This is a genomic window from Streptomyces misionensis (genome assembly GCF_900104815.1).
In the GTDB taxonomy this organism is placed as follows: domain Bacteria; phylum Actinomycetota; class Actinomycetes; order Streptomycetales; family Streptomycetaceae; genus Streptomyces; species Streptomyces misionensis.
This window is the reverse complement of the sequence record NZ_FNTD01000004.1, coordinates 3,427,061-3,453,873: the sequence shown is the minus strand read 5'-3', so window position 1 is coordinate 3,453,873 and position 26,813 is coordinate 3,427,061. Positions and strand designations below refer to the sequence as shown.

The 26,813-nt window shown below is 72.4% G+C and carries 24 protein-coding genes; 16 read left to right on the top strand and 8 right to left on the bottom strand.

Features of this window, described 5'->3' with window-relative positions; genetic code table 11:
- Positions 1–7 precede the first annotated feature (7 nt).
- Positions 8–1,672 carry a penicillin-binding transpeptidase domain-containing protein gene (locus BLW85_RS17275; protein WP_074992518.1) on the bottom strand — a complete coding sequence of 555 codons (1,665 nt, stop codon included), beginning with the start codon at positions 1,670–1,672 and terminating at the stop codon, positions 8–10.
- Positions 1,673–1,885: 213 nt separating this feature from the next.
- A complete protein-coding gene (locus tag BLW85_RS17270) occupies positions 1,886–3,634 on the bottom strand; it encodes a dolichyl-phosphate-mannose--protein mannosyltransferase (protein ID WP_074992517.1) in 1,749 nt (582 codons plus the stop codon).
- 105 nt (positions 3,635–3,739) lie between these two features.
- Here BLW85_RS17270 and rsmI point away from each other — a divergent pair, with 105 nt between their 5' ends.
- The 10 genes from rsmI to BLW85_RS17220 all read left to right on the top strand — a co-directional run bounded on the left by rsmI (position 3,740) and on the right by BLW85_RS17220 (position 16,465).
- Positions 3,740–4,588, top strand: a complete 849-nt coding sequence (gene rsmI, locus BLW85_RS17265; protein WP_070023734.1) for a 16S rRNA (cytidine(1402)-2'-O)-methyltransferase — start codon at positions 3,740–3,742, stop codon at positions 4,586–4,588.
- A 261-nt stretch (positions 4,589–4,849) separates the two neighbouring features.
- Positions 4,850–5,269 (top strand): hypothetical protein, encoded by a 420-nt coding sequence (locus BLW85_RS17260; protein WP_070023733.1) that lies wholly within the window; start codon positions 4,850–4,852, stop codon positions 5,267–5,269.
- 47 nt (positions 5,270–5,316) lie between these two features.
- Positions 5,317–6,219 (top strand): TatD family hydrolase, encoded by a 903-nt coding sequence (locus BLW85_RS17255; RefSeq protein WP_074992516.1) that lies wholly within the window; start codon positions 5,317–5,319, stop codon positions 6,217–6,219.
- Positions 6,220–6,260: 41 nt separating this feature from the next.
- On the top strand, positions 6,261–7,526 hold the full coding sequence (locus BLW85_RS17250; protein ID WP_079172352.1) for a resuscitation-promoting factor: 1,266 nt from the start codon (positions 6,261–6,263) through the stop codon (positions 7,524–7,526).
- A 159-nt stretch (positions 7,527–7,685) separates the two neighbouring features.
- The gene (rsmA, locus tag BLW85_RS17245; RefSeq protein ID WP_074992515.1) at positions 7,686–8,555 is read left to right on the top strand and encodes a 16S rRNA (adenine(1518)-N(6)/adenine(1519)-N(6))-dimethyltransferase RsmA; all 870 of its coding nucleotides are present in this window, start codon (positions 7,686–7,688) and stop codon (positions 8,553–8,555) included.
- A 33-nt stretch (positions 8,556–8,588) separates the two neighbouring features.
- Positions 8,589–9,482 carry a 4-(cytidine 5'-diphospho)-2-C-methyl-D-erythritol kinase gene (locus tag BLW85_RS17240; RefSeq protein WP_070023730.1) on the top strand — a complete coding sequence of 298 codons (894 nt, stop codon included), beginning with the start codon at positions 8,589–8,591 and terminating at the stop codon, positions 9,480–9,482.
- Between the two features lie 165 nt (positions 9,483–9,647).
- On the top strand, positions 9,648–11,456 hold the full coding sequence (locus BLW85_RS17235) for an ABC-F family ATP-binding cassette domain-containing protein (protein ID WP_074992514.1): 1,809 nt from the start codon (positions 9,648–9,650) through the stop codon (positions 11,454–11,456).
- A gap of 259 nt (positions 11,457–11,715) precedes the next feature.
- The gene (locus BLW85_RS17230) at positions 11,716–13,647 is read left to right on the top strand and encodes an outer membrane protein assembly factor BamB family protein (RefSeq protein WP_074992513.1); all 1,932 of its coding nucleotides are present in this window, start codon (positions 11,716–11,718) and stop codon (positions 13,645–13,647) included.
- A gap of 64 nt (positions 13,648–13,711) precedes the next feature.
- Positions 13,712–15,574: an outer membrane protein assembly factor BamB family protein gene (locus BLW85_RS17225; RefSeq protein ID WP_074992512.1), complete on the top strand. Its 1,863-nt coding sequence runs from the start codon at positions 13,712–13,714 to the stop codon at positions 15,572–15,574.
- Between the two features lie 213 nt (positions 15,575–15,787).
- A complete protein-coding gene (locus tag BLW85_RS17220; RefSeq protein ID WP_070023726.1) occupies positions 15,788–16,465 on the top strand; it encodes a helix-turn-helix transcriptional regulator in 678 nt (225 codons plus the stop codon).
- Between the two features lie 27 nt (positions 16,466–16,492).
- Here the strand turns inward: BLW85_RS17220 and BLW85_RS17215 are convergent, their stop codons facing one another.
- A complete protein-coding gene (locus BLW85_RS17215) occupies positions 16,493–16,798 on the bottom strand; it encodes a hypothetical protein (RefSeq protein WP_070023725.1) in 306 nt (101 codons plus the stop codon).
- Positions 16,799–16,818: 20 nt separating this feature from the next.
- Positions 16,819–18,513, bottom strand: a complete 1,695-nt coding sequence (locus tag BLW85_RS17210) for a sodium:solute symporter family protein (RefSeq protein WP_070023724.1) — start codon at positions 18,511–18,513, stop codon at positions 16,819–16,821.
- Positions 18,514–18,689: 176 nt separating this feature from the next.
- Here BLW85_RS17210 and galT point away from each other — a divergent pair, with 176 nt between their 5' ends.
- Genes galT through galK form a run of 3 tightly spaced genes read left to right on the top strand, consistent with a single transcriptional unit; the run spans position 18,690 to position 21,864 of the window.
- On the top strand, positions 18,690–19,751 hold the full coding sequence (gene galT, locus BLW85_RS17205; RefSeq protein ID WP_074992511.1) for a galactose-1-phosphate uridylyltransferase: 1,062 nt from the start codon (positions 18,690–18,692) through the stop codon (positions 19,749–19,751).
- Positions 19,748–20,710 (top strand): UDP-glucose 4-epimerase GalE, encoded by a 963-nt coding sequence (galE, locus tag BLW85_RS17200; RefSeq protein ID WP_074992510.1) that lies wholly within the window; start codon positions 19,748–19,750, stop codon positions 20,708–20,710. Before galT ends, galE begins: the two co-directional genes overlap by 4 nt.
- Positions 20,710–21,864, top strand: coding sequence for a galactokinase (galK, locus tag BLW85_RS17195; RefSeq protein WP_070023721.1), 1,155 nt, complete (start codon positions 20,710–20,712; stop codon positions 21,862–21,864). The genes galE and galK overlap by 1 nt, the downstream gene beginning before the upstream one ends.
- A gap of 37 nt (positions 21,865–21,901) precedes the next feature.
- On the opposite strand, the gene BLW85_RS17190 is transcribed toward galK, so the two are convergent.
- On the bottom strand, positions 21,902–22,342 hold the full coding sequence (locus BLW85_RS17190) for a GNAT family N-acetyltransferase (protein WP_070024422.1): 441 nt from the start codon (positions 22,340–22,342) through the stop codon (positions 21,902–21,904).
- Positions 22,343–22,458: 116 nt separating this feature from the next.
- Between BLW85_RS17190 and BLW85_RS17185 the strand changes: the two genes are divergently transcribed.
- Positions 22,459–23,226: a LuxR C-terminal-related transcriptional regulator gene (locus BLW85_RS17185; protein ID WP_070023720.1), complete on the top strand. Its 768-nt coding sequence runs from the start codon at positions 22,459–22,461 to the stop codon at positions 23,224–23,226.
- Here the strand turns inward: BLW85_RS17185 and tamR are convergent.
- Entirely contained in the window at positions 23,185–23,682 is a 498-nt protein-coding gene (tamR, locus tag BLW85_RS17180; protein WP_070023719.1) for a MarR family transcriptional regulator TamR, read from the bottom strand. The genes BLW85_RS17185 and tamR overlap by 42 nt on opposite strands.
- Before the next feature lie 103 nt (positions 23,683–23,785).
- Here tamR and BLW85_RS17175 point away from each other — a divergent pair, with 103 nt between their 5' ends.
- Positions 23,786–24,598 carry a trans-aconitate 2-methyltransferase gene (locus tag BLW85_RS17175; protein WP_074992509.1) on the top strand — a complete coding sequence of 271 codons (813 nt, stop codon included), beginning with the start codon at positions 23,786–23,788 and terminating at the stop codon, positions 24,596–24,598.
- Positions 24,599–24,600: 2 nt separating this feature from the next.
- On the top strand, positions 24,601–24,960 hold the full coding sequence (locus BLW85_RS17170; RefSeq protein ID WP_074992508.1) for a VOC family protein: 360 nt from the start codon (positions 24,601–24,603) through the stop codon (positions 24,958–24,960).
- 79 nt (positions 24,961–25,039) lie between these two features.
- On the opposite strand, the gene BLW85_RS17165 is transcribed toward BLW85_RS17170, so the two are convergent.
- Both BLW85_RS17165 and BLW85_RS17160 read right to left on the bottom strand, forming a co-directional pair.
- On the bottom strand, positions 25,040–25,717 hold the full coding sequence (locus BLW85_RS17165; protein WP_070023716.1) for a TetR/AcrR family transcriptional regulator: 678 nt from the start codon (positions 25,715–25,717) through the stop codon (positions 25,040–25,042).
- Positions 25,714–26,721, bottom strand: a complete 1,008-nt coding sequence (locus BLW85_RS17160; protein ID WP_074992507.1) for an acyl-CoA desaturase — start codon at positions 26,719–26,721, stop codon at positions 25,714–25,716. Before BLW85_RS17160 ends, BLW85_RS17165 begins: the two co-directional genes overlap by 4 nt.
- Between the last annotated feature and the right edge of the window lie 92 nt (positions 26,722–26,813).

Genomic DNA, 26,813 nt, shown 5'->3' with positions numbered 1-26,813 from the left:
CGTCCGGTCAGCCGCCCATCCGCAGCAGGTCCGCCACGATCGGACCGGCCGTGTCGCCGCCGTGGCCGCCGGCCTGCACCACGCCCGCGGCCGCCAGGTCGCCCCGGTACGCGGTGAACCAGCCGTTCGGCTTCTTCTGCCCGTCGACCTCGGCCGAGCCCGTCTTCGCGCCGTAGTCCGGGCCGAGACCCGCCATCGCCTTGGCGGCCGTGCCGTAGTCCGCCGTGAACTTCATGACCTCCTTGAGCTGGGACCGGGTCTTCGCGGACATGGTGCGCGAGGCCGTCGCCAGGGTGCGGTGGTCGACCTCGGGGGAGACCAGGTACGGCTGGTGGAAGCGGCCCGACTGCACGGTGGCCGCCACCGAGGCCATGTTCAGGGGGTTCATGCGCACCCCGCCCTGGCCGATCAGCGCGGCGCCCATCTGCGCGCCGCTCTGCACCGGGACCGACCCGTCGAAGGAGGGCACCCCGATGGCCCAGTTGTCCATGCCGAGGCCGTAGACCTGCTGGGCCTCCTCGGTCAGGTCGCTGTCGGACAGCTTGGGCGCGAAATCGATGAAGGCGTTGTTGCAGGAGGCGCCGAAGGAGTCCTTGAACGTGCCCTTCTTGATCTCGGAGTCGGCGTCGTTGTGGAACGTCCAGCCCGCGAGCTTGTACGTCTTGGGGCAGGGGTGCGAGGCGTCGGCGGTGACCAGCTTCTTCTCGAACAGCATGGTCGACGTCACGATCTTCATCGTGGAGCCGGGCGCGAGGGAGCCCTGGAAGCCGACGTTGAAGCCGTGCTCGCTGTTGGCGACCGCGAGGATCTCGCCGGTGGACGGGCGCAGGACGACCACGGAGGCGCGCGCCCGCTTGCCGACCTGGCGCTCGGCCTCCGCCTGGAGCGCCGGGCTCAGCGTGGTCCGCACGGTGCCCGGGGTGCCCTCGCTCAGCGTCACCAGCGTCTTGTCGGACAGCTTGGCCTTCTGCGACGCCTTGCCGCGCACCACGCGCAGTTCCACGCCCGCCGTGCCGCCGGCCGTCTTGCCGTACTTCTCCCGCAGCCCGTCCAGAACGGTGCCCAGCGACGGGTACGCGGCGGCCGTCAGCTCGCCGCCGTTGCGGTCCAGGGCCTTGACGGGCGGGGTGCCCGCGTGACCGGTGACCAGCGTGTCGCCGTCCTTCAGGTCCGGATGGACGACGGAGGCGTGCCAGCCGACCAGCGGCTTGCCGTCGCTCGTCCGCCGTACGACGGTGAGCGAACTGGCGTACGCGAGCGGCTTGTCCACGCCCTTGTACGAGACCGTCGCCTTGACGGAGAACGGCACCTTGGCGCCCTCGGCCGGGCCCGGGGTGAGGGTGACGTCCTTGAGGTGGGCGTCCTTGGAGTAGCCGGTGAGCAGGGCGCCGGCCGCCGCCGGGTCGTCGGTGGCGGCCGCCGCGTCGGCGACCTCGCCCTGCTGCCAGGAGTCCAGGAAACGGGTGGCGACGGTGTGCACCTCGGCCGCGCTCGGCGGGCCGGTCCTGATGTGCCGCTCGCCGGCCGTGGAGGTGGACGCGCCGGCCGCGGAACCGCCGTCGTACACCGCGTAGACGGTCAGCGCGGCGCCGCAGACGGCCAGGGCGACCACCCCGCCGACGACACCGGGACCGGCCGTGCGCCGCTCGGCGACCCGTCTTCTCTTCCCCACAGCCTCTGCATCCTCCGTGCTCGCCCAGGGCCCCCCGCGGCCCCTCGCCTCCCCAACGACGGCACTCACCCTAAAGTCCCGATCGCGGCGGGTGACGTCCCCGGTCGTTTCGTAGCACGGTTGCGACAATGGGACCGGCCGGCCAGGAACAACGACGGTGACGGCTCGGAGCCGGTCAGGCGCCTCTCCGGCACCTCTCAGGCAGCTGCCCGGCTAGACCCAGGTATCGAGCCACATCCGCGCCCGCCACTGGTCGACCGGGATCGCCGTGCCGGTGTACAGGGGCCAGAAGTAGATGAAGTTCCAGGCGATCAGCAGGACCAGGACGCCGGCCGAGGTGGCGCCGACCACGCGGCGGGTGTCGCCGGAGCCCGGTGGGCCGATGATCGCGCCGATCAGCATCGCCACCGCCAGGCACAGGAACGGCACGAAGACGATCGCGTAGAAGAAGAAGATCGTCCGCTCCTGGTAGAGGAACCAGGGCAGATAACCGGCCGCGATGCCGCAGGCGATGGCGCCGGCTCGCCAGTCGCGTCGGAACGCCCAGCGCCACAGGATGTACACGATCGCGGCGCAGGCGGCCCACCACAGCAGCGGGGTGCCCAGGGCCAGCACCTCACGGGCGCACTTCTGGCCCGCGTCGGCCGGGCAGCCGTCGGCGCCGGGGGAGGGGGACTCGTAGAAGTAGGACACCGGACGGCCCAGCACCAGCCAGCTCCACGGGTTGGACTGGTAGGTGTGCGGGGAGTCCAGGTGCAGGTGGAACTCGTACACCTCGTGCTCGTAGTGCCACAGGCTGCGCACCCAGTCCGGCAGGAAGGTCCAGCTGCCGCCCCGGCCGTCGGTGATCGCCCAGTTGCGGAAGTAGCCGCCGCTGCCGTCCGTGGGGGAGAGGATCCAGCCCAGCCAGGACAGCACGTAGACCCCGATCGCCACCGGGACCGTCGCCAGGAAGGTGATGCCGGTGTCGTACTTCAGGACCGCCCGGTACGGGTGGCGCGCCCCGGCCACCTTGCGGGCGCCGACGTCCCACAGCACCGCCAGCACACAGAACGCGACCATGACGTACAGGCCGTTCCACTTGGTGCCCGCGGCCAGGCCCAGCATCAGCCCGGCCGCCCAGCGCCAGGGCCGCCGGCCCAGCCGGAGGGTGTCGCCGATCCGCTCGTCCGGGCGGACCCGGCCGTCCGGGTCGGCGGGCAGCGCGGCGGCCAGTCTGCCCCGTGTCCGGTCCCGGTCCAGCAGCAGACAGCCGAACGCGGCCAGCACGAAGAACATCAGCACGCCGTCGAGCAGCGAGGTGCGGCTCATCACGAAGTGCAGCCCGTCCACCGCCATCAGCGCGCCCGCCAGGCAGCCGAGGAACGTCGATCGGAACATCCGGCGCCCGATCCGGCACAGCATCAGCACGCTCAGCGTGCCGAGCAGCGCGGTCATGAACCGCCAGCCGAACGGGTCGAAGCCGAACATCAGCTCGCCCAGCCCGATCACGTACTTGCCGACCGGCGGGTGCACCACGTAGGCCGCGTCCGACGGGATCGCGAGATGGCCGTGCGTCTGGAGGACCAGGTCGTTGGCGTTCTTGTCCCAGTTGACCTCGAAACCGCGGTGGACCAGCGCCCACGCGTCCTTGGCGTAGTACGTCTCGTCGAATATCACCGCCCGCGGACTGCCCAGGTTCCAGAACCGCATCAGGCCCGCCACCAGCGTCACCAGCAGCGGCCCGCCCCAGCCCGACCAGCGGGTGATCCGCTCGGCCAGCAGGGGCGGCAGGCCGAGCGACCGCCACAGCCGGGGACTCGGCTGCGTGTACGGCGGCACCAGCCGGTCGCGTACGTCGCCCGCGGGCGCGCCCTTCGCCGGGGCGTACCCGAATCGGCGCAGCCGCTGCTGCCACGGCGGCCGGGTGTCGTGCGGCGCCTGGCCCTGCCGGAGGTCCATGGAGGACGCGGTACTGGTCACCGCGCCATCGTAGGGAACCGGGCTGTGGGAGTCCCGTGCATGCGCGGCGCGGGCCGCGAAGCGGTCGTTTTCCTCCGGCTTCCGGACCCCTGCGAGGATGGGGGCGTGACTGGAACCCTTGTCCTCGCAGGAACCCCCATCGGCGACGTCGCGGACGCGCCGCCCCGGCTGGCCGAGGAGCTGTCCGGCGCGGACGTGGTCGCCGCCGAGGACACCCGGCGGCTGCGCCGGCTCACCCAGGCCCTCGGCGTCACGCCCCGGGGCCGGGTGGTGTCGTACTTCGAGGGCAACGAGTCCGCGCGCACCCCCGAGCTGGTCGAGGAGCTGCTCGGCGGGGCACGGGTGCTGCTGGTCACGGACGCCGGCATGCCGTCGGTCTCCGACCCCGGGTACCGGCTGGTCGCCGCCGCGGTGGAGAAGGACATCCGGGTGACCGCGGTGCCCGGGCCCTCCGCCGTGCTCACCGCGCTCGCCCTGTCCGGTCTGCCGGTGGACCGGTTCTGCTTCGAGGGCTTCCTGCCGCGCAAGGCGGGCGAGCGGCTGTCCCGGCTGCGGGAGGTGGCGGCCGAGCGGCGCACGCTGGTCTACTTCGAGGCCCCGCACCGGCTGGACGACACCCTCGCCGCGATGGCGGAGGTCTTCGGTGCCGAGCGGCGGGCCGCGGTGTGCCGGGAGCTGACCAAGACGTACGAGGAGGTCCGCCGCGGCCCGCTGGCCGAGCTGGCGGACTGGGCGGCGCAGGGAGTGCGCGGCGAGATCACGGTGGTGGTCGAGGGCGCTCCAGAGGCCGGCCCGCAGGAGCTGGACGCGGAGGAACTGGTGCGCCGGGTGCGGGTGCGCGAGGAGGCCGGCGAACGCCGCAAAGAGGCGATCGCGGCGGTGGCGGTGGAGGCGGGACTACCCAAGAGGGTCGTCTTCGACGCGGTCGTCGCAGCGAAGCGTTCGGCCGGTTGAGGGACGCTTGATCCGGAAGCGGCGCCAGGTAAAAAGTGCCCGCTGAGCAGGGGACTTCTCTGGTGAGCGAGCAGGCCACGAGGCGGTAAAGGGCTGTCGCCGAAAGCAAAGCGGAAAGGCCCGGACGGGGCCTTTTCGGCAAGGACGGATCAAATCGCCTCCAACACTCGACAGCCCTGCTGCATTCGCGTCGGCGAAGGCGTCCACTGGTCGAAGAGACCCCGCACAGGGGGGCTTGTCCAGCGGACAAGAGGAGCTGGCATGAGTGAGATCGCAGGGCAGACCGGCCTCCGCGGTACGGCCACGGCCGTCGTCCACGAGTCGTATTCCTTCGCCTGCATGAGGTGCGGGCACGGCTGGGAGCAGTCGTACGCGATAGAGCACCACACGGACGCCGACGGGCAGGAGTTCGTGGTGTACGTGGCCGACGGCCGGATCGTGCCGTCGCCGCTGCGCCGGCCCAGCTGCCAGAACTGCGACGGCCACGTGGTGCGCATCATGCGCGCCGGGCAGGTCTCGTCGGTGCGCGGCGCGCAGGCGCACCACCCGCACATCGCGCCGCAGGCGGGCCCCGTCGAGGTGCCGCCGGTACCCGCCGCGGGCGAGGTGGCCGCCGGGGCCGCGGACCACCACTGGCACCTGTCCGACCTGCTGCACCCCTTCCAGCGCAAGGCCGGCTGAGCCCGGGGCGGGGGTCCGGGGGCGTGCGCCTTCCGTAGGATCGGGGCATGCCTTCGAACGCCGGCCGCAGCTCATCGGGCGACAAGAACGCGGCACCGCCGCTGCCCGCACCCCTGGGGGTCCCCGTCGCCGACTCCCACACCCACCTCGACATGCAGTCCGGCACGGTGGCGGAGGCGCTGGCGAAGGCCGCCTCGGTCGGGGTGACCACGGTCGTCCAGGTCGGCTGTGACGTCGACGGCTCCCGGTGGGCCGCCGAGACCGCGCGGGCGCACGAGAGCGTGCACGCCGCCGTCGCCCTGCACCCCAACGAGGCCCCGCGCATCGTGCACGGCGACCCCGACGGATGGTCCCGGCAGGGGGCCCGCGAGCCGGGCGGCTTCGGCGCGCTGGACGAGGCGCTCGCCGAGATCGACCGGCTCGCCGCGCTGCCCCACGTCAGGGGCGTCGGCGAGACCGGCCTCGACCACTTCCGCACCGGCCCCGAGGGCAAGGAGGCGCAGGAGCGGTCCTTCCGCGCCCACATCGAGATCGCCAAGCGGCACGGCAAGGCCCTCGTCATCCACGACCGCGAGGCCCACGCCGACGTGCTGCGGGTGCTGAAGGAGGAGGGCGCCCCCGAGCGCACCGTCTTCCACTGCTACTCCGGCGACGCCGAGATGGCCGGGATCTGCGCCCGCGAGGGCTACTACATGTCGTTCGCCGGCAACGTCACCTTCAAGAACGCCCAGAACCTGCGCGACGCCCTCGCCGTCGCCCCGCTGGAACTGGTCCTCGTGGAGACCGACGCGCCCTTTCTGACCCCGGCTCCGTACCGCGGACGGCCCAACGCGCCCTACCTCGTTCCGGTCACCGTGCGCGCGATGGCCGCGGTGCGCGGCATCGACGAAGACACGCTGGCGACGGCCCTGAACGCGAACACCGCCCGCGCCTTCGACTACCCGCTGTAGTCCGCCTTTCGCGACACAGGGTAACCGGTCCGCTTGGGAGAGTGACCGGGGCTCCGCTAGGTTCTGCCCCCGATCCGGACCTTTCGGCCCCTCTGGAGCGTGTCGGCGTGAGCAGCAACCACCGGTCCACGACCCGTGCGGCATACGGGCCGCCGCCCGCGCAGGGCGGCGGGCGCGGCGCGCGCCGGCGCCGGGCGCGGGCCGCCGAGCGCCCGGACTCCGTCGTACGACGGCTGCTGCCGCAGGCGCTGGTGGTGGCGTTCCTGGCCGGCGGCACCACCGCGTTCGTCGCCGAGGACCGGGCGATCCGGCTCAGTGTCGACGGCCGGCCGCGCGTCCTGCACACCTTCGCCGACGACGTGCACGCGCTGCTCGCCGAGGAGGGCGTGCGGGTGGGCGAGCACGATCTGGTGGCGCCCTCCCCCGACACCCCGCTCGCCGGCGGCGACGCGATCGCGGTGCGCTACGGCCGCCCCGTGCGGCTCACCCTGGACGGCCGGCGGCACGAGGTGTGGACGACGGCGCACACGGTGGACGGAGCACTGCGCGAGCTGGGGGTGCGCGCCGAGGGCGCGTATCTGTCGGCCTCGCGCTCCCAGCCCATCGGCCGCGCCGGCCTCGCGCTCGACGTACGCACGGAACGGCAGTTCACGGTCATGGCGGACGGCCGCGCCCGCACCATCCGCACCAACGCGGCGACCGTGGCCGAGGCGGTCCGGGAGGCCGGGGTCACCCTGCGCGGCCAGGACGTCCTCTCCGTTCCCGCCGACGGTTTCCCGCGGGACGGGCAGACGGTGACCGTGCTGCGGGTGAGCGGCAGCCGCGAGGTGCGCGAGGAGCAGATCCCGTTCCGCATCGAGCGCACCTACGACCCCACGCTGGCGCGGGGCACCGAGGTCGTCGCGCGTCCCGGGCACCCCGGGCTGCGCCGGATCACCTATCTCCTGCGCACGGTCAACGGGGTGCGCCAGCGGCCCCGCCGGGAGGCGGCCGAGGTGGTGCGCCGGCCGCGCGCACAGGTGGTGCGCGTCGGCACGAAGGCGCTGCCGCGCTCCGCGGCGGGGGCCGACGGGCTGAACTGGCACGGGCTCGCGGTGTGCGAGTCGGGCGGCGACCCGCACGCGGTGGACGCCTCAGGCACGTACGGCGGGCTCTACCAGTTCGACACGCACACCTGGCACGCCCTCGGCGGCTCCGGCAGACCGCAGGACGCGCCGGAGTCCGAGCAGACCTACCGGGCGAAGAAGCTGTACGTGCGGCGGGGGGAGAGTCCCTGGCCGCACTGCGGGGAGCGGCTGCACGGCTGAGCGGGGGCGGGACGGGCGGGGGAGCGAGGCAGCCGTGACGCGGCGGCCGGACGAGCGGGGAGCCGCGCGCGGTCGTACGGCCGAGAGGGCCGCGGGGCGCCCGAGTCGTGCGGGGACGCCCTGGCGAGGCGGCCTCCCACGGCCCCGTACCCTTGTCCCGTGAGCAGCCCCGCCCCCGACTCCCTCCTCGGCCCCGCCGACATCCGCGAACTCGCCGCAGCGCTCGGTGTCCGTCCCACCAAGCAGCGCGGCCAGAACTTCGTGATCGACGCCAACACGGTCCGCCGCATCGTGCGCACCGCCGGGGTCCGCCCCGACGACACCGTCGTGGAGGTCGGCCCGGGGCTCGGCTCGCTCACCCTCGCGCTGCTGGAAGCCGCCGACCGGGTCACCGCCGTCGAGATCGACGACGTGCTCGCCGCCGCCCTCCCCGCGACCGTCGCCGCCCGCATGCCCGCCCGCGCCGACCGCTTCGCGCTCGTCCACTCCGACGCGATGCACGTCACCGAGCTGCCGGGCCCCGCCCCGACCGCCCTGGTCGCGAACCTGCCCTACAACGTCGCCGTCCCCGTGCTGCTGCACATGCTCGACACCTTCCCGAGCATCGAGCGCACCCTGGTGATGGTGCAGTCCGAGGTCGCCGACCGCCTCGCCGCCGCCCCCGGCTCGAAGGTGTACGGCGTGCCGTCCGTGAAGGCCAACTGGTACGCCGAGGTCAAGCGGGCCGGCGCCATCGGCCGCAACGTCTTCTGGCCCGCGCCGAACGTCGACAGCGGGCTGGTCTCCCTCGTACGGCGCACCGAGCCGATCCGGACGACGGCCACCAAACGGCAGGTCTTCGCGGTGGTCGACGCCGCCTTCGCGCAGCGCCGCAAGACCCTGCGGGCCGCGCTCGCCGGCTGGGCGGGTTCCGCGGCCGCCGCCGAGGCCGCCCTGGTCGCCGCCGGGGTCTCCCCGCAGGCCCGCGGCGAGTCGCTGACGGTCGAGGAGTTCGCCCGCATCGCCGAGCACGCCCAGCAGGGCGCGTAGCGCCGACACCCCGTACCGAGCCCAAGGAGCGCAGTGAGCGTCACGGTCCGTGTCCCCGCCAAGGTCAACGTCCAGCTCGCGGTGGGCGCGGCCCGCCCCGACGGGTTCCACGACCTCGCCAACGTCTTCCTCGCCGTCGGCCTGTACGACGAGGTCACCGTCACCCCGGCCGACGAGCTGCGCGTCAGCTGCGCGGGCCCGGACGCCGCGCAGGTGCCGCTGGACCGCACCAACCTCGCCGCCCGCGCGGCCCTCGCGCTCGCCGCGCGCCGGGGCATCGAGCCGAACGTGCACGTGCACATCGCCAAGGACATCCCGGTCGCCGGCGGCATGGCGGGCGGCAGCGCGGACGGCGCGGGCGCGCTGCTCGCCTGCGACGCGCTGTGGGGCACCGGGGCCTCCCGTGCCGAACTGCTCGACATCTGCGCCGAGTTGGGCAGCGATGTGCCGTTCAGCCTGGTCGGCGGGGCCGCGCTCGGCATCGGGCGCGGGGAGCGGCTGACCGCTCTGGAGGTGGGCGGCACCTTCCACTGGGTGTTCGCGATGGCCGAGCGGGGACTGTCCACGCCGGCCGTCTTCCGGGAGTTCGACCGGCTGGCCGAGGGCCGGGCGGTCCCCGAGCCGGTGGCCTCGCAGGACCTGCTGGACGCGCTGGCGAAGGGCGACGCCGACGCGCTGGCGGCGGCCGTCTCCAACGACCTCCAGCCCGCCGCTCTCTCCCTCTTCCCGGAACTCGCCGACACCCTGGCCGCGGGCCGCGCCGCGGGCTGTCTCGCCGCCCTGGTCTCCGGCTCCGGTCCCACGACGGCGTTCCTCACCCGGGACGCCGAGGCCGCGGAGCGGGTCGCGAGGGCCCTGCGGGACTCCGGCACCTGCCGCACGGTCCGGACCGCGGCGGGACCGGTGCCGGGGGCGACGGTCCTGTAGCCCCCGCGGCCGGCGTCCTCCGCGACGGGCGCCCGCTCCCGATCGGATCATCACAAAGCGTGACGATCCCCTCGCGCGTCACCATCCACCCCGGAGGGCCTACGCTAGAAGGCTGACCCACGCGGCGGAGCCGCGAGTGGATACAGCCCCGTGCGCAGGAGTGAAATGGCCGTCAACCTGGTCAATGTCGAGAACGTCAGCAAGGTCTACGGCACCCGTGCCCTGCTGGACGGCGTCTCGCTCGGTGTGTCGGAGGGGGACCGGATCGGGGTCGTCGGACGCAACGGCGACGGCAAGACCACCCTGATCCGGATGCTCGCCAAGCTGGAGGAGGCCGACACCGGGCGGGTCACCCACTCCGGCGGGCTGCGGCTCGGCGTGCTCACCCAGCACGACTCCCTCGACCCCGCCGCCACCGTCCGCCACGAGGTCATCGGCGACATGGCCGACCACGAGTGGGCCGGCAACGCCAAGGTCCGGGACGTGCTGACCGGCCTGTTCGGCGGCCTCGACCTGCCGGGCTTCCCCAAGGGCCTGGACACCGTCATCGGCCCGCTGTCCGGCGGCGAGCGGCGCCGGATCGCGCTGGCCAAGCTGCTCATCGAGGAACAGGACCTGATCGTCCTGGACGAGCCCACCAACCACCTCGACGTCGAGGGCATCGCCTGGCTCGCCCGGCACCTCCCAAACCGCCGCTCGGCCCTGGTCTGCGTGACCCACGACCGGTGGTTCCTGGACCAGGTCTGCACCCGCATGTGGGACGTGCAGCGCGGCGACGTGTACGAGTACGAGGGCGGCTACTCCGACTACGTCTTCGCCCGCGCCGAGCGCGAGCGGATCGCCGCCACCGAAGAGGTCAAGCGGCAGAACCTGATCCGCAAGGAGCTGGCCTGGCTGCGCCGAGGCGCCCCCGCCCGCACCTCCAAGCCCCGCTTCCGGGTGGAGGCCGCCAACGAGCTGATCGCCGACGTGCCGCCGCCCCGCGACAGCAGCGAGCTGATGAAGTTCGCCTCCTCCCGCCTCGGCAAGACGGTCTTCGACCTGGAGGACATCACCGTCCAGGCCGGGCCGAAGGTGCTGCTCAAGCACGTGACCTGGCAGCTCGGCCCCGGCGACCGGATCGGCCTGGTCGGCGTCAACGGCGCCGGCAAGACCTCGCTGCTGCGCGCCATGGCCGCCGCCGCCCGCAGCGAGGGCGAGGAGCAGCCGGCCGGCGGCCGGATCAACGTCGGCCGGACGGTCAAGCTCGCCTACCTCTCCCAGGAGGTCGCCGAACTCGACCCCACCTGGCGGGTGCTGGAGGCCGTGCAGCGGGTCCGCGAGCGCGTCGACCTCGGCAAGGGGCGCGAGATGACCGCCGGGCAGCTGTGCGAGACCTTCGGGTTCAACAAGGAGAAGCAGTGGACGCCGGTCGGCGACCTCTCCGGCGGTGAGCGGCGCCGGCTCCAGCTGCTGCGGCTGCTGATGGACGAGCCCAACGTGCTCTTCCTGGACGAGCCCACCAACGACCTCGACATCGAGACCCTGACCCAGCTGGAGGACGTCCTCGACGGCTGGCCCGGCTCGATGATCGTCATCTCCCACGACCGGTTCTTCGTGGAGCGCACCACGGACCGGGTGTTCGCCCTGCTCGGCGACGGCACCCTGCGGATGCTGCCGCGCGGCATCGACGAGTACCTGGAGCGGCGCCGGCAGATGGAGGAGGCGGTCGCCCAGCAGAGCGCCGCCTCGGCGCCCAAGCCGGCCACCACCGAGAAGAGCGCCGCCGACCAGCGCGCCGCCAAGAAGGAACTCCAGAAGATCGAGCGGCAGTTGGACAAGGTCTCCGAGAAGGAGACCAAGCTGCACGCCCAGATCGCCGAGCACGCCACCGACTTCGCGAAGGTGGCCGAACTCGACGCCCGGTTGCGGGAACTCGCCGGTGAGCGCGAGGAACTGGAGCTGCGCTGGCTGGAACTGGCGGAGGACGCGTAGCGCGCCCGCCGTGAATCGGCCAGCGCCCCGGACGGCGTGCGGGGGGTGGCGCGTGCGCCCCGTGAAGGGGGCGTGAAGGCGCGTAACGGCGGCATCACGGGCCGGTTCTCCCTTGGGAACAGGGAGCGATCCGGCCCGTTCCGCTGTCCGCACCGGGTGATAGAAAGATGCGTCTGAGAACCGTCTGCACAACGACCTTGGGTCCGTCGAGAACCTCAGGGCGTGGCTAAAAATCAGTGAACGAGGGGGAAGAGCGCTGATGACTCAGCCGCCCGACCAGTCGCCCGACGGCGGCTTCGGAGCACCGCGGGACCCGAGAGATCCGAGAGATCCGCGAGAACCCGGAGACCCGGGGGCTTCCGGACAGCCTCCGCAGGGCGGCACACCGGCCCCGCCGCAACCGGCCGCTCCGCCGCCGACGATGCTCGACAAGCCGTCCGCGCCCCCGCCGGCCGCCCCCGCGGCCCCGCCCGCGCCGCCCCAGGCCCCGCCGCAGCCCGGCTACGGCCACCCGCAGCAACCCGGCCCGTACAACACCCCCGGCGCCCCGGGCCCCTACGGCACCCCGACGGCCGGCCCCTACGGTGCCCCCGCGGCTCCCGGCCCCTACGGCGCCCCGACGGCTCCCGGCCCCTACGGCCACCCGCAGCAGCCCCAGCAGCCGGGCCCCTACGCGCAGCAGCCGCAGCCCGGTTACGGGTATCCGCAGCAGCCGCCGTACCCGGGCGCCCCCGGCACCGCTCCCGGTGCCCCCTTCCCGGGGCAGGGCGGCGGCGCGGGCAGGAAGAAGACGGCGCTGATCGTCGGCGCGGCGGTGGCCGCGCTGGCCCTCATAGGCGGCACCGTCTACGCCGTCACCAGCGGCGGCGACGGTGACAAGAAGCCCGTGGCCGGACACGGCAGCACCGGACCGGCCGCGTCCGGTGATCCCTCGCCGTCCTCCTCCACCTCCGGCGGGGAAGACCCGGAGAACCTCAACGAGGGCCGCGCGCCCGGCGAGGCCAAGGTGCTCTGGTACAAGCCGGCGCCGGACGCCCCGGGCGGGGGTGCCGACGCACCCGGCATGTGGATCGCCGGCAACACCGTGGTGAAGGCGGCGTACAAGCAGGTCTTCGCGTACGACGCGGACAACGGCGGCTCCCCGTGGGGCCCCGTCGACCTCCCGCAGAAGATCTGCTCGGTCACCCCGCAGAAGTCGGCGGACGACAAGGTCGTCGTGGCGTACATGAGCGGCCCCGGCGACAACGCCAAGTGCAACCGGCTCCAGCAGCTCGACCTGCGCACCGGCAAGAAGGGCTGGAGCGGCCAGGTCGCCGACGGCGGGCTCTTCGACAGCGCGCTCAACATCGAACTCAGCGTCAGCGGCGGCACGTTGATGGTCGGCCGCTCGGAGTCGGGCACGGCGTACGCCATCGACAGCGGCAAGAAGCTGTACGACAAGAAGCGCTACGGCGACTCCTGCTTCCCGACCGCCTTCGCGGGCGGCTCCGGCCGGCTGGTCCAGGTGGCGTCCTGCGGCGCCGGCACCGGCACCGAGCACGACGAGATCCAGGAACTCGACCCGGCCACCGGCAAGGTGAAGTGGACCCAGCCGGTCAAGAAGGGCTGGCAGGCCAGCCGGGTGTACTCGATGGACCCGCTGGTCGTCTATCTGACCAACGAGAGCAAGAAGACGTGGAACATCTCCACCTTCACCAAGGACGGCAGGTTCCGCTCCGAGGTCAAGGTGGACGAGAAGTTCGCCCCCACCTGCGGCTGGGCGATCCTCGCCCGTGATCTTCAGGGCTGCCGGGGTGTCGCGGCCGACGCCGACACGCTCTACCTGCCCACGAGCACGACCGCGAGCGCCAACGAGATCGTGGCGATCAGCCTCGCCGACGGCAAGGCGAAGTGGCGGGCCAAGTCCCCCGCGGACGAGCCGATGTCCCCGATGCGGACCGAGGGCGGCAAGCTCATCGCGTACGTGCAGCCGTCGTACGACGCGGGCGGGCAGGTCGTGTCGATCCCGACCACCGGCGCCTCGCACACCACCACGAAGCTGCTGCAGAACCCGCGGGGCACCGCGCAGATCGAGGACACCTTCTACGACGGCGTCGTGGACTGGTCCGACGGGCGGTTCGTCATCTCGGCCGGCCGGCTGAACGGCAGCGACCAGGCGAAGGAGAAGCTGATCATGGCCTTCGGCAACTGAGCCCGGCCCGCCTCCCGTTCCGTCCGCCGTCCGGCCTTCCGAGTGTCCCCGAGGTACCCGAGTCATGACCCAGCCGCCTCCGCCCCCGCCGAACCAGCCGCCGAACCAGCCCCCGAACCAGCCCCCGAACCAGCCCCCGCAGCCGGGCGGCTTCGGCCCGCCGACCCCGCCGGCACCCCCGGCCCCGCCGGTCCCGCAGCCCCCGCAGGGCGCCCCGGCCCCGCCGCCCGCGGGGCCCCAGCCGCCCCTGCCCCCGCAGCAGCCGCAGCCCGGGTACGGCTACCCGGGGCCCGCCCAGCCGCCGCAGCCCCAGCCGGGCTACGGCTACCCCGCCGCGCCCCCGAACCCGTACGGGCAGCAGCCCGCCGCCCCGTACGGGGCGCAGCCGCAGAACCCGTACGCCATGCCCACCCAGCCCACGCAGGGGCCGCCGCAGCCGGGCTACGGCTATCCGGGCCAGCCCCCGACCATGCCGATGCACCCGCAGGGCGGCCCGGGCGGCAAGCGGAACAACACCGTGCTGTACATCGTCATCGCGGCGGTCGTCGTCATCGCGCTGATCGTCGTCGGCGGCATCGTGTACGCCGTCTCCGGTGACGACGGCAAGAAGCAGGACACCGCCTCCTCCGGCGGCACCTCCGGCGGCCGGGACAAGGGATCCGGCGGCACCACCGGCGGCAGTGAGAAGGCACCGGCGAACACCGCGGCCAAGGTCCTCTTCCAGGTGCCGACGCCCACCGTCCAGGACACCGTCAGCACCTCGGGTTCCTGGCTGACCGACAAGGTGTACGCCAAGACCGGCGTGAACGAGATCGTCGGCTACGACCCGGTCAAGGGCGGCAAGCTGTGGACGGTCAAGCTGCCCGGCCCGGTCTGCGCGGCCAGCCGGCACATGACCGACGACGACAAGACCGCGATCACGTACCAGCCGACGAACAAGAAGTACGACGGCTGCACCGACATCGCCGCGATCGACCTCGACACGGGCAAGCAGCTGTGGACGCGCACCGTCAAGTCCGGTGACTACCCGGTCAACTACCAGAACGTGACGGTCGCCCAGCACACCGTCGCGCTCGGCGACAGCAACGGCGGCGCCGCCTTCGACATCGACTCCGGCAAGCCGCTGTGGCAGCCGAAGCCGGCCGAGGACTGCTACGACGCGGGCTACGGCGGCGGCGCGAAACTGGTCGCGGTGCGCAGCTGCGGCGACTCCGACAACACCCGGCTGTCGATCCAGACCATCGACCCGGAGTCCGGGAAGGTGATCTCCGAGTACCGGATGGACCCGGGCATCGAGTACGCCTCGGTGGTCTCCACCGACCCGCTGGTGGTGGCCGCCGACGTCGGCGACAGCGCGGGCGACGGCAGCGGCATCTCGGACTACTTCTCCATCGACAACAAGACCGGCAAGCTACTCGCCCGGATCTCCGCGCCCGGCAAGACCTACGGCGGCCGCTGCGACGGCATCACCCGGATCGAGGACTGCAAGGAGATCGCCGTCGGCAACGGCAAGCTGTACGTGCCGACCGAGGAGCACGACGGCAGCGGCGCCTACAGCACCACCAACGAGATCGCCGCCTTCGACCTGGCCACCGGCAAGCCCACCGGCCAGCGCGCCGAGGCCGGGGACGGCTACCTGCTGTCCCCGCTGCGCATGGACGGCGGCGCTCTGCTCGCCTACAAGAAGCCGCCGTACGACAAGGGCGGACAGGTCGTCAGCATCGACGGCGCCACCTTCAAGGAGACCAAGCTCCTGGAGAACCCGGCGCAGGAGAGCGTGCGGCGCGCGGAGAGCAGCATGCTGCCGGACTACGCGGAGATCCTCTTCGGGCACGGCCGGCTGTACATGTCCGACGTCTTCGTGGACAAGGCGGACCCGGGGGACGACCGGCAGTACCTGGCGCTGGCCTTCGGCACGGACGGCTGACCCCCGCCGACAACCACCCGAACGGGTGTGGCGGTGAGCGGTGCCCCGGATGTAATCGATCCGGGGCACTTCTGCTCTCCAGGGGCAGCGCCGCGCCGAACGAGCGTGTAGCTTCCGGGAGATGAAGGGGCGGGGTGCCGGGGGGCCCTCTGTCCAACGGGCCGGTGGGCGTCCATAGTGGGGCATCCATGGGCGGGACTGGGGGGTTGCTCTATGGCGGTGCGGCTCATGGTCGTGGACGACCATCGCCTGCTCGCGGAGGCGCTGGCATCGGCGCTGAAACTGCGCGGGCACCGGGTGCTCGCGTCGGCCGCGCCCGCCGCGGGCGCCGCGGACCTGGTGATCGCGCGGGCGCCGGAGGTGTGCCTGCTGGGTACGGCGGCGCCGGCCGAGCCGGGCGCGTTCGACCCGGTGGTGAAGATCAAGCGGGAGCGGCCGCAGGTGGCGGTGGTGGTGCTCGGCCCGGTGCCGTCGCCGCGCGGGATCGCCGCGGCGTTCGCGGCCGGGGCGTCGGGGTACGTACGGCACGACGAGCGGATCGAGGGCGTCGAGCGCGCGCTCCTGAAGGCGCGGGCGGGGGAGGCGGCGGTGGCGCCCCAGCTCCTCCAGGAGGCGTTCGCGGAACTGCTGAACCCCGCCGCCCAGCCGGACGACGAGGCCCAGCGGCTGCTGAGCGTGCTGACACCGCGCGAGGTGGAGGTCCTCGTCCGCGTCGCCGACGGCGAGGACACCCGGGTCATCGCCTCCGGCATGCGCATAGCGCCGAGCACGGCCCGCACCCATGTCCAGCGGGTGCTGATGAAGCTGGGGGTGGGCTCGCGGCTGGAGGCGGCGGCGCTGGCCGCCCGCACCGGGCTCCTGGACCGGGCGGGCGGCCGGCGCACCCCGTGAGGGGCGCGGGGCGGCGCCGGTGCGGTGTTACTCCTCCTGCTCCTGCGGCGCTGCCGTCGGCCTGAGCTTCAGCCACGCCAGGAAGAAGACGCCCAGCACCAGCATCCCGATCCCGGTCCACAGGTTGATGTTGACGCCCTGGGCCTTGTCGATCGCGGCCTGCGAGTCCGTCAGGCCGGTGACGGTGACGATGACGCCGTAGACCACGAAGAGCCCGCCGATGATGCGGCGCAGGTCGAAGATGCGGGCCGCGGTCGCCGACTTGGTCTCCAGTTCGGAGACCTCCCGCGCGACATCGCCCTCGGTGTAGTGGTGTTCGGGGTTCTCGGACATGTTCCCTCGATCCTCCCGCGTCAGAACGAGAACGGGATGTAGCAGACGGCGGCCAGCACGACCGCGCCCCAGCCCAGCAGCGCCGGCCTGCGGTACCAGGCGTCGTCACCGGGCGCCGGCGGCTCGGACATGCCGGGGGAGCGCGTGCCGTAGACCAGTCCCTGGAGTTCCTGGGCCGGCTTGGGCTTGGTGAACAGCGACACCAGGACCATCACGACCGCGCCGGCGACGAACCCCGCGATCGCCGAGACGAAGTTGGCGCCCTGGTCGGTGGGGATGGAGATGATCCCCTTCTTGTAGAGGACGAAGTAGTTGACCATCGCGGTGACGGTGCCCGCGAGCAGGCCCCAGAAGCCGGACTTGACCGACGCCCGCTTCCAGAACATGCCGATGATGAAGACGACGAACATCGGCACGTTGAAGAACGAGAACAGCGTCTGGAGGTAGGACATGATGTTCGAGAACGACGACGCGAGGAACGCCGTGCCCACGGACGCGCAGACACCGATCACGGTGATCCACCGGCCGAACCGGACGTAGTACGCGTCCTCCCGACCGCGCACCACGTACTTGGCCCAGATGTCGGTGGTGAACACGGTGTTGAAGGACGACACGTTGGCCGCCATGCCGGCCATGAACGCGGCGAGCAGACCGGTGACCGCGATGCCGAGCACGCCGTTGGGCAGCAGCTCCTGCATCAGGTAGGGGATGGCGTCGTTGTACTGCAGGCCCGAGCCGCTGGTGCCGATCTTGGGCACGAGCGCGGCGGCGACCAGGCCCGGGATCATCACCAGGAAGACGATGAAGATCTTCGGGTAGGCGGCGATCAGCGGGGTGCGCCGTCCGGCGGAGAGGTTCTTCGCGGACAGGGCGCGCTGCACCTCGGCGAAGTTGGTGGTCCAGTAGCCGAAGGACAGCACGAAGCCGAGGCCGAGGACGATGGTCAGCCAGTTGGCGCCGAGCGGGTTGCCGCTGCCGATCCCGGTGCCGCCCCACGCGGTGGTGAAGTTGTGGCCGTGGGTCGCGCTGAGCTTGTCGGTGAGCCCGCCCCAGCCGCCGACCTTGCGCAGGCCGAGGATCGTGATGGGGATGAGCGCGGCGAGGATCACGAAGAACTGGAGCACTTCGTTGTAGATCGCCGAGGAGAGACCGCCCAGGGTGATGTACGCCAGCACGAAGGCGCCGGCGACCACGATGGCCACCCACTGCGGCCAGCCCAGCAGCGCCTCGACCACGATCGCGAGGGCGTAGAGGTTGACTCCGGCGATCAGGATGGCGGCGAACGCGAACAGGATCGAACTGAGCAGGTGGGCTGCCTTGTCGAAGCGCAGCAGCAGGAACTCGGGGACCGAGCGGACCTTGCTGCCGTAGTAGAAGGGCATCATCACCAGGCCCAGGAAGACCATGGCGGGGATGGCGCCGATCCAGTACCAGTGCACGGTGTAGGCGCCGTACTGGGCGCTGTTGGCGGCCATGCCGAGGATCTCGGTGGCCGCCAGGTTCGCCGAGATGAAGGCGAGGCCGGTGATCCAGGCGGGCAGCGAGCGTCCGGAGAGGAAGAAGTCCAGGCTGGTCTTCACCGACCGGCGGGCGGCGAAGCCGATCCCGAGCACGACGACGAAGTAGATGCCCAGGATCGTGTAGTCAAGCCAGTTGGTGGGGAGCCGTAGCCCGGCCGCCGCCAGATACGTATGCGCGTATGTGGGGGTTTCCATGTGAACTCGCTTCGTTGCGCGAACTGATCAGAGCGGAACCTACGCCCCTGTGTTTAGAAAATGAACACTTCTGGTGATGATCTTTGTTTGATTGTGATGAACTGATTCTGTGTCGGGTTGTGGTCTGTTATGTTTGATTGTGTTGAGGGATGAGTGGGCTGACCAAGGAGTCCAGCGTGAAGAAGACCCCGACCCGGCTGGCCGACGGTCGCGAACTGATCTACTACGACCTGCGGGACGACGGCGTGCGCGACGCGGTCGACCGACGCCCCCTGGACCGCACGGCCACCACCTCGGAGATCCGCCGCGACCCGCTGCTCGGCGACCGGGTCGCCGTCGCCTCCCACCGTCAGGGCCGCACCTACCACCCGCCGGCCGACCAGTGCCCGCTGTGCCCGACCCGGGGCGAGCGGCTCAGCGAGGTCCCGGACTCCTCCTACGACGTGGTCGTCTTCGAGAACCGCTTCCCCTCCCTCGCCGGTGACTCCGGGCGCTGCGAGGTCGTCTGCTTCACCTCCGACCACGACGCGTCCTTCGCCGATCTGACCCCCGAGCAGGCGCGCCTGGTGCTGGACGCGTGGACCGACCGCACCGCGGAACTGTCCCGGCTGCCCTCCGTGGAGCAGGTGTTCTGCTTCGAGAACCGGGGCGCCGAGATCGGCGTGACGCTCGGCCACCCGCACGGACAGATCTACGCCTACCCCTTCACCACCCCCCGCACCGCGCTGATGCTCCGCTCGCTCGCCGCCCACCGGGAGGCGAACGACGGGGAGAACCTGTTCGACGCCGTACTGCGGCGGGAACTCGCCGGCGAGCGGGTCGTCCTCGACGGCGAGCACTGGGCCGCCTTCGTGCCGTACGCGGCGCACTGGCCCTACGAGGTCCACCTGTACCCCAAGCGCCGGGTCCCCGACCTCACCGCGCTGGGCGAGGCGGCCCGCGCGGAGTTCCCGCACGTCTACCTGGAGCTGCTGCGGCGCTTCGACCGCATCTTCGGCGAGGGGGAGCCGCCGACGCCGTACATCTCCGCCTGGCACCAGGCCCCGTTCGGGGAGCTGCCCGGCTTCGACGGGGTGACGCGGGACGATTTCGCGCTCCACCTCGAGCTTTTCACCATCCGCCGCACTTCCGGCAAGCTGAAGTTCCTCGCGGGTTCCGAGTCCGGCATGAGCGTGTTCATCAACGATGTGCCGCCGGAACGCGCGGCCGAGCGACTGCGAGAGGTAGCGACTTCATGAAGTACCTGGTGACGGGTGGCGCGGGTTACGTCGGCGGCGTGGTGGCCCGGCATCTGCTGGAGGCCGGGCACGAGGTCACCGTCCTCGACAACCTCTCCACCGGCTTCCGCGCCGGAGTCCCGGCCGGCGCCGCCTTCGTCGAGGGCGACATCCGCGACGCCGCCAAGTGGCTCGACCCCTCCTACGACGGCGTGCTGCACTTCGCCGCGTCCTCCCAGGTCGGCGAGTCCGTGGTGAAGCCGGAGAAGTACTGGGACAACAACGTCGCCGGCAGCATGGCCCTGCTCGGCGCGATGCGCGAGGCGGGCGTGCGCACCCTGGTCTTCTCCTCCACGGCCGCCACCTACGGCGAGCCCGACCAGGTCCCGATCACCGAGACCGCCCCGACCCGGCCCACCAACCCCTACGGGGCCTCCAAGCTCGCCGTCGACCACATGATCACCAGCGAGGCGAACGCCCACGGCCTGGCGGCGGTCTCCCTGCGCTACTTCAACGTGGCCGGGGCCTACGGCGTCCACGGCGAGCGGCACGACCCCGAGTCGCACCTGATCCCGCTGGTCCTCCAGGTCGCCCAGGGCCGCCGCGACGCCATCTCGGTGTACGGCGACGACTACCCCACCCCCGACGGCACCTGCGTCCGCGACTACATCCACGTCGCGGACCTGGCCGAGGCCCATCTGCTGGCGCTGACGGCGGCCCGGCCGGGCGAGCACCTGATCTGCAACCTGGGCAACGGCAACGGCTTCTCGGTCCGCCAGGTCATCGAGACCGTCCGCGAGGTCACCGGGCACCCGATCCCCGAGGTGATCGCCCCGCGCCGCGGCGGCGACCCGGCGGTCCTGGTCGCCGCCGCGGACACCGCCCGCGAGAAACTGGGCTGGAACCCGACCCGCGCGGATCTCGCGGGCATCGTCGCGGACGCCTGGGAGTTCGCGCAGCACCTCTCGAAGGAGGACTAGTGGGGGCAGAGCAGGTCGCCGAGCGCTTCACCGAGCTGTACGGGGCGCGCCCGGAGGGGGTGTGGGCGGCGCCGGGCAGGGTCAACCTGATCGGCGAGCACACCGACTACAACGACGGCTTCGTCATGCCGTTCGCACTGCCGCACCAGGCGGTCGCGGCGGTCTCCCGCCGGGACGACGGCCTGCTGCGCCTGCACTCGGCGGACATGGAAGGCGGCGTCGCCGAACTGCGCCTGGACGCGCTCGCCCCCGGCACCGACGGCGAGTGGACGGCGTACCCGGCCGGTGTCGTCTGGGCGCTGCGCGAGGCCGGCCACGAGCTGACCGGCGCGGACGTCCACCTGTCCTCGACCGTCCCCGCGGGCGCGGGCCTGTCCTCCTCCGCCGCCCTGGAGGTGGTGACCGCCCTCGCGCTGAACGATCTGCACGGGCTCGGCCTGCCGCGCTGGCGGCTGGCCCGCCTGTGCCAGCGCGCGGAGAACGTCTACGTCGGCGCGCCGACCGGCATCATGGACCAGACCGCGTCCGCGTGCTGCGAGCAGGGCAACGCCCTCTTCCTCGACACCCGGGACCTGTCCCAGCGGCAGATCCCCTTCGACCTCGCGGCCGAGGGCCTGCGCCTGCTGGTGGTCGACACCCAGGTCAAGCACGCCCACAGCGGCGGCGAGTACGGCAGGCGCCGGGCCGGCTGCGAGAAGGGCGCGGCCCTCTTGGGCGTGGACGCCCTGCGCGACATCCCCTACGACGGCCTGGACGCGGCGCTCGCGCGGCTGGGCGACGAGGAGGAGGTCCGCCGCCTGGTCCGGCACGTGGTGACGGAGAACCACCGGGTGGAACGCACGATCGCCCTGCTCCGGTCCGGTGACACCCGCGCCATCGGGCCGGTCCTCACCGAGGGCCACGTCTCCCTGCGCGACGACTTCCGCGTCTCCTGCCCGGAGCTGGACCTGGTCGTGGACACCGCCCTCGCGCACGGCGCGCTGGGCGCCCGGATGACCGGCGGCGGCTTCGGCGGCTCGGCCGTCGTCCTCACCGGTTCCGCGGAGGTCCCCTCCCTGACCAAGGCCCTGGAAGAGGCGTTCACCGCGGCGGAGTTCACCTCCCCGCGGGTGTTCGAGGCGGTGCCGTCGGCGGGAGCGCGCCGGCTGCTGTGAGGGCCGCCGCGGGGCGCGGGCCCGGGGCGGGCCGCCGTCAGACCAGGCGCTTCACCAGCGTGTACTCGGTGACGCCCGGCGGGTAGTCGGGGATCGCGCAGACCACCTCGTAGCCGTTCCTGCCGTAGAACCCCGGGGCCTGGAAGTCCCAGGTCTCCAGGCGGGAGGCCGTGCAGCCGCGGTCGGCGGCGAGGTGCTCGGCCTGGGTGAGGAGGTGGGTGCCCAGGCCCGTGCCGCGGTGGCGGGCGTCGACCCAGAGGAGGGCGACGTGCAGCCAGGTGGTCCAGGTGTGGCCCACCAGCCCGCCCGCCAGCGCGCCTGAGGGGTCCAGCGCCCAGACGTGGAGCGGGTACTCGCGTTCGGCGGGGGTGTTGCGCAGGGCCGCGAGGACCGGGGACGCCGCCGTGTTGGTGTCCCGCAGTCGGGCATGGAGCAGATCGCGTCGTGCCTTGTCGACTTCCGCCTCAATACGAAACATGCGGCACACCATAAACGCGCCCGACGGCCAGTTCTGTAAATCTCCTTCCGCTGCGTGCCGGTATCCGTACGCTGAGATACAGCGCCGGTGGGGGCCGGCGCCGTTCAGGGGGTTCAGTGGTTCGTATCCGAGTCCTGGTCGTGGACGACCACCGCATCTTCGCCGAGTCGCTCGCCGCCGCCCTGGCCGCCGAGCCCGACGTCGAGGTCTTCGCCGCCGGCAGCGGCCCGGCCGCGCTGCGCTGCCTGGAGCGGGCGGCCGCCGAGGGCCGCCGCTACGACGTCCTGCTCGTCGACGCCGACCTGGGCGGCCGGCCCGCCGTCGGGCGTCCCACGGTGTCCGTGCGGGCGGCGGACGAGGACGGCTTGGTCGACGGCATCTCCCTGGTCGCCGGGGTGCGCACCGCCCACCCCGCCGTGCGCACCGTCGTCCTCGCGGAGAAGGACGACCCCCGCCGCGCCGCCCTCGCCCTGGGGGCCGGCGCCTCCGGCTGGGTCGCCAAGGACTGCTCGCTGTCGCGGCTGCTCGCGGTGATCCGGGGCGTGCTGCGCGGTGAGACGCATCTGCCGCCCGCCCTGCTGACCGGCGTCCTCAAGGAGCTGACCGCCGCACGCAAGCACCGCAGCGAGAGCGAACGCCTGGTGGAGTCCCTCACCCCCAGGGAGCGGGAGGTGCTGCGGTGCATGGTCGCCGGTCTGGGCCGCAAGGCCGTCGCCGAGCGGCTGTACCTGTCCCCGCACACCGTGCGCACCCATATGCAGAACGTCCTGGGCAAGCTGGGCGTCCACTCCACGCTGGCCGCCGTCGCCCTGGCCCGCCGGGCCGGGGTGGGACCGGTGGACCTAACCGGGGATGTTGTCGAACGGGGCGGTCAGCTGGCGTAGCAGACCGGCCAGTTCCGCCCGCTGCGCCCGCGACAGCTCGCCGAGGATGGCCCGCTCCTGCTCCAGCAGTCCCGCGAGCGACTCGTCCGCGCGGTCGCGGCCGGTGTCGGTCAGCCGCACCAGCACGCCCCGCCGGTCGCTCGGATCGGGCAGCCGCTCGACCAGGCCCTTCTTCGCCAGCCGGTCGATCCGGTTGGTCATGGTGCCGGAGGTGACGAGGGTCTGGGTCAGCAGCTGGCCGGGGGAGAGCTGGTACGGCGTGCCCGCGCGCCGCAGCGCGGTCAGCACGTCGAACTCCCAGGGCTCCAGCTGGTGCTCGGCGAACGCGAGCCGGCGGGCGCGGTCCAGGTGCCGGGCGAGCCGGCTCACCCGGCTGAGCACTTCCAGCGGCTCCACGTCGAGGTCCGGGCGCTCCCGGCGCCACGCTGCGACCAGCCGATCGACCTCGTCCTCCATGAGATCAGTGTAGTGGTTGTGTCGATGTGAAGTCTCTTGGCATCGAGTCTCTTTCTCTCAAGTATCTTGACATCAAGATGAATTGCACGGGAAGGTGGATCACATGACGACACCGATCTGGGACCCCGCGCAGTACCTCCGCCACGCCGGGCACCGCGCCCGCCCCTTCGCCGACCTCCTCGCCCGCGTCCCCGCCCTGCCCGGCGACCGGCCCCGCATCGCCGACCTCGGCTGCGGCCCCGGCAACGTCACCGCGACGCTCGCCGACCGCTGGCCCACCGCGCACATCACCGGCTACGACAACTCGCCCGAGATGCTGGACCGCGCCCACACCGAGCACGAGGGCCCCACGGCCGGCGGCGGCCGCCTGGACTTCGCCCACGCCGACGCGCGGGCGTGGACGCCCGAGGAGCCGTACGACCTGATCGTCAGCAACGCCACCTTGCAGTGGGTGCCGGGCCACCTCGACCGCTTCGCCGACTGGACCGCCGCGCTGCGGCCCGGCGCGGTCTTCGCCTTCCAGGTGCCGGACAACGTCGACGCCCCGCTGCACGCCCTCATGCGCGAACTGGCCGGCACCCCGCGCTGGCGGGACCGCCTCGCCGGCCTGCTGCGCCGCACCGACTCCGTGCACACCCCGGAGGCCTACCTGGACCGGCTCGCCCGCCTCGGCCTCGCCCCCGACGTCTGGCAGACCACCTACCTGCACGTCCTGGAGGGCGAGGACCCCGTCCTCGACTGGGTGAAGGGCACCGGCCTGCGGCCCGCGCTGACCGCCCTCGGCGACGACCCCGAGGCGCGGGAGGCGTTCCTGGCCGAGTACCGGGACCTGCTGCGCGCGGCCTACCCGAGCGCCCCCTACGGCACGGTGCTGCCCTTCCGCCGCCTGTTCGCCGTCGCGGTCAAGGGAGAGTGACGGTGCTCGTCGCGCTCGACCACGTGCAACTGGCGGCACCGCCCGGCTCCGAGGACGCCCTGCGGGCCTACTACACCGGCGTCCTCGGCCTGACCGAGGTGCCCAAGCCGCCCGCCCTCGCGGCCCGCGGCGGCTGCTGGTTCGAGTCCGGCACGGTCCGGCTCCACCTCGGCATCGACCCCGGCTTCCGCCCCGCGGACAAGGCCCACCCGGGCCTGCGGGTCCACGGCATCGACGCCTGGGCGGCCCGGCTCGCCGCCCATGGCGCGCCCGTGACCTGGGACGACGGCCTCCCCGGCCACCGGCGCTTCTCCTCGCGAGACCCCGTCGGCAACCGCCTGGAATTCCTCCAGCCGCGGTGACCGGCCACCGCCCGCCGGACGCGGACGGACGGCGGTCACCCACGCGGCAGACGGGGCCGGCGTCGCACCGCCTCGCGGCCTACGCCTTGCGGTGACCTATCAGCCGCGGCCGCTGCTCCAGGCCGTCCAGGCCGTGCCACGCCAGGTTCACCAGGTGCGCGGCGACCTCCGCCTTCTTCGGGCGGCGCACGTCCAGCCACCACTGCCCGGTCAGGGCGACCATGCCCACCAGCGCCTGCGCGTACAGCGGGGCCAGCTTGGGATCAAAGCCGCGGGACTTGAACTCGCGGCCCAGGATGTCCTCCACCTGCGTGGCGATGTCGGAGATCAGCGACGCGAACGACCCGGTCGACTGCGGGATCGGCGAGTCCCGCACCAGGATGCGGAAACCGTCCGTGTACTCCTCGATGTAGTCGAGCAGCGCGAACGCCGCCTGCTCGCACAGCTCCCGCGGATGGCCCGCCGTGAGCGAACCGGTCACCATCTCCAGCAGCCGCCGCATCTCGCGGTCGACCACCACCGCGTACAGCCCCTCCTTGCCGCCGAAGTGTTCGTACACCACCGGCTTGGACACCCCGGCCTTCGCCGCGATCTCCTCCACCGACGTGCCCTCGAAACCCTTCGCCGCGAAGAGCGTGCGACCGATCTCCAGCAACTGCTGGCGGCGCTCGGCACCGGTCATACGGGTCCGGCGGGTCCGCCGCTGCTTGTCATTTCCTGGATTGCTGCTGGAATCGGTCGCCACGGCGTCAATCATGCCGCCTCGGCGGCCTGCCTCCGGCGCCGGGAGCCGCCATCCGCGTCGTCGCGACGCGAATCGATACGCGAGCGTGACGGCCAGCGCACGTCGTACGCCCAGCCCAGTTGCTCGAAGATCCGGATGAACCGGGCCGAGGAGTCGATCTGCCCGCGCATCACCCCGTGCCGCGCCGACGTCGGGTCGGCATGGTGCAGGTTGTGCCAGGACTCACCGCACGACAGCACCGCCAGCCACCACACGTTGCCCGAACGGTCGCGCGACTTGAACGGCCGCCGGCCCACCGCGTGACAGATCGAGTTGATCGACCAGGTCACATGGTGCAGCAGCGCAACCCGGACGAGTGAACCCCAGAAGAACGCGGTCACGGCGCCCTGCCAGGACATGGTCACCAGCCCGCCGATCAGCGCGGGCGCCAGCAGCGACACCGCCGTCCACAGCACGAACTGGCGGGAGATCGCCCGCAGCGCCGGGTCCTTGATCAGATCCGGCGCGTACTTCTCCTGCGGGGTCTGCTCCTCGTCGAACATCCAGCCGATGTGCGCCCACCACAGGCCCTTCATCAGCGCCGGAACCGTCTCGCCGTACTTCCACGGCGAGTGCGGGTCACCCTCCGCGTCGGAGAACTTGTGGTGCTTGCGGTGATCGGCCACCCAGCGCACCAGCGGGCCCTCGACCGCCAGCGACCCCATGATCGCCAGCGCGATCCGCAGCGGCCGCTTCGCCTTGAACGAACCGTGGGTGAAATACCGGTGGAAACCGATCGTGATGCCGTGGCACCCCAGGAAGTAGAAGAACACCAGCAGGCCCAGATCGAGCCAGCTCACCCCCCAGCCCCAGGCCAGCGGCACGGCGGCCACCAGCGCCAGGAACGGCAGGGTGATGAAGAGCAGCAGCGTGATCTGCTCGATCGAACGCTTCTTCTCACCGCCCAGCGTGGCGGAGGAAATCAGGGTCTCGGGGGCCTTCCGGGCCTCGTCGATCACATCGGAGTGTGAGGTCATGCGCGTCCCCTGTGGGGTCGAGGGTCGGGGGTGGATGCCGGGCCGCCGGAACCGGGCGTGCTCCCTACGGTTCCGTAACCTACGGCGACGTA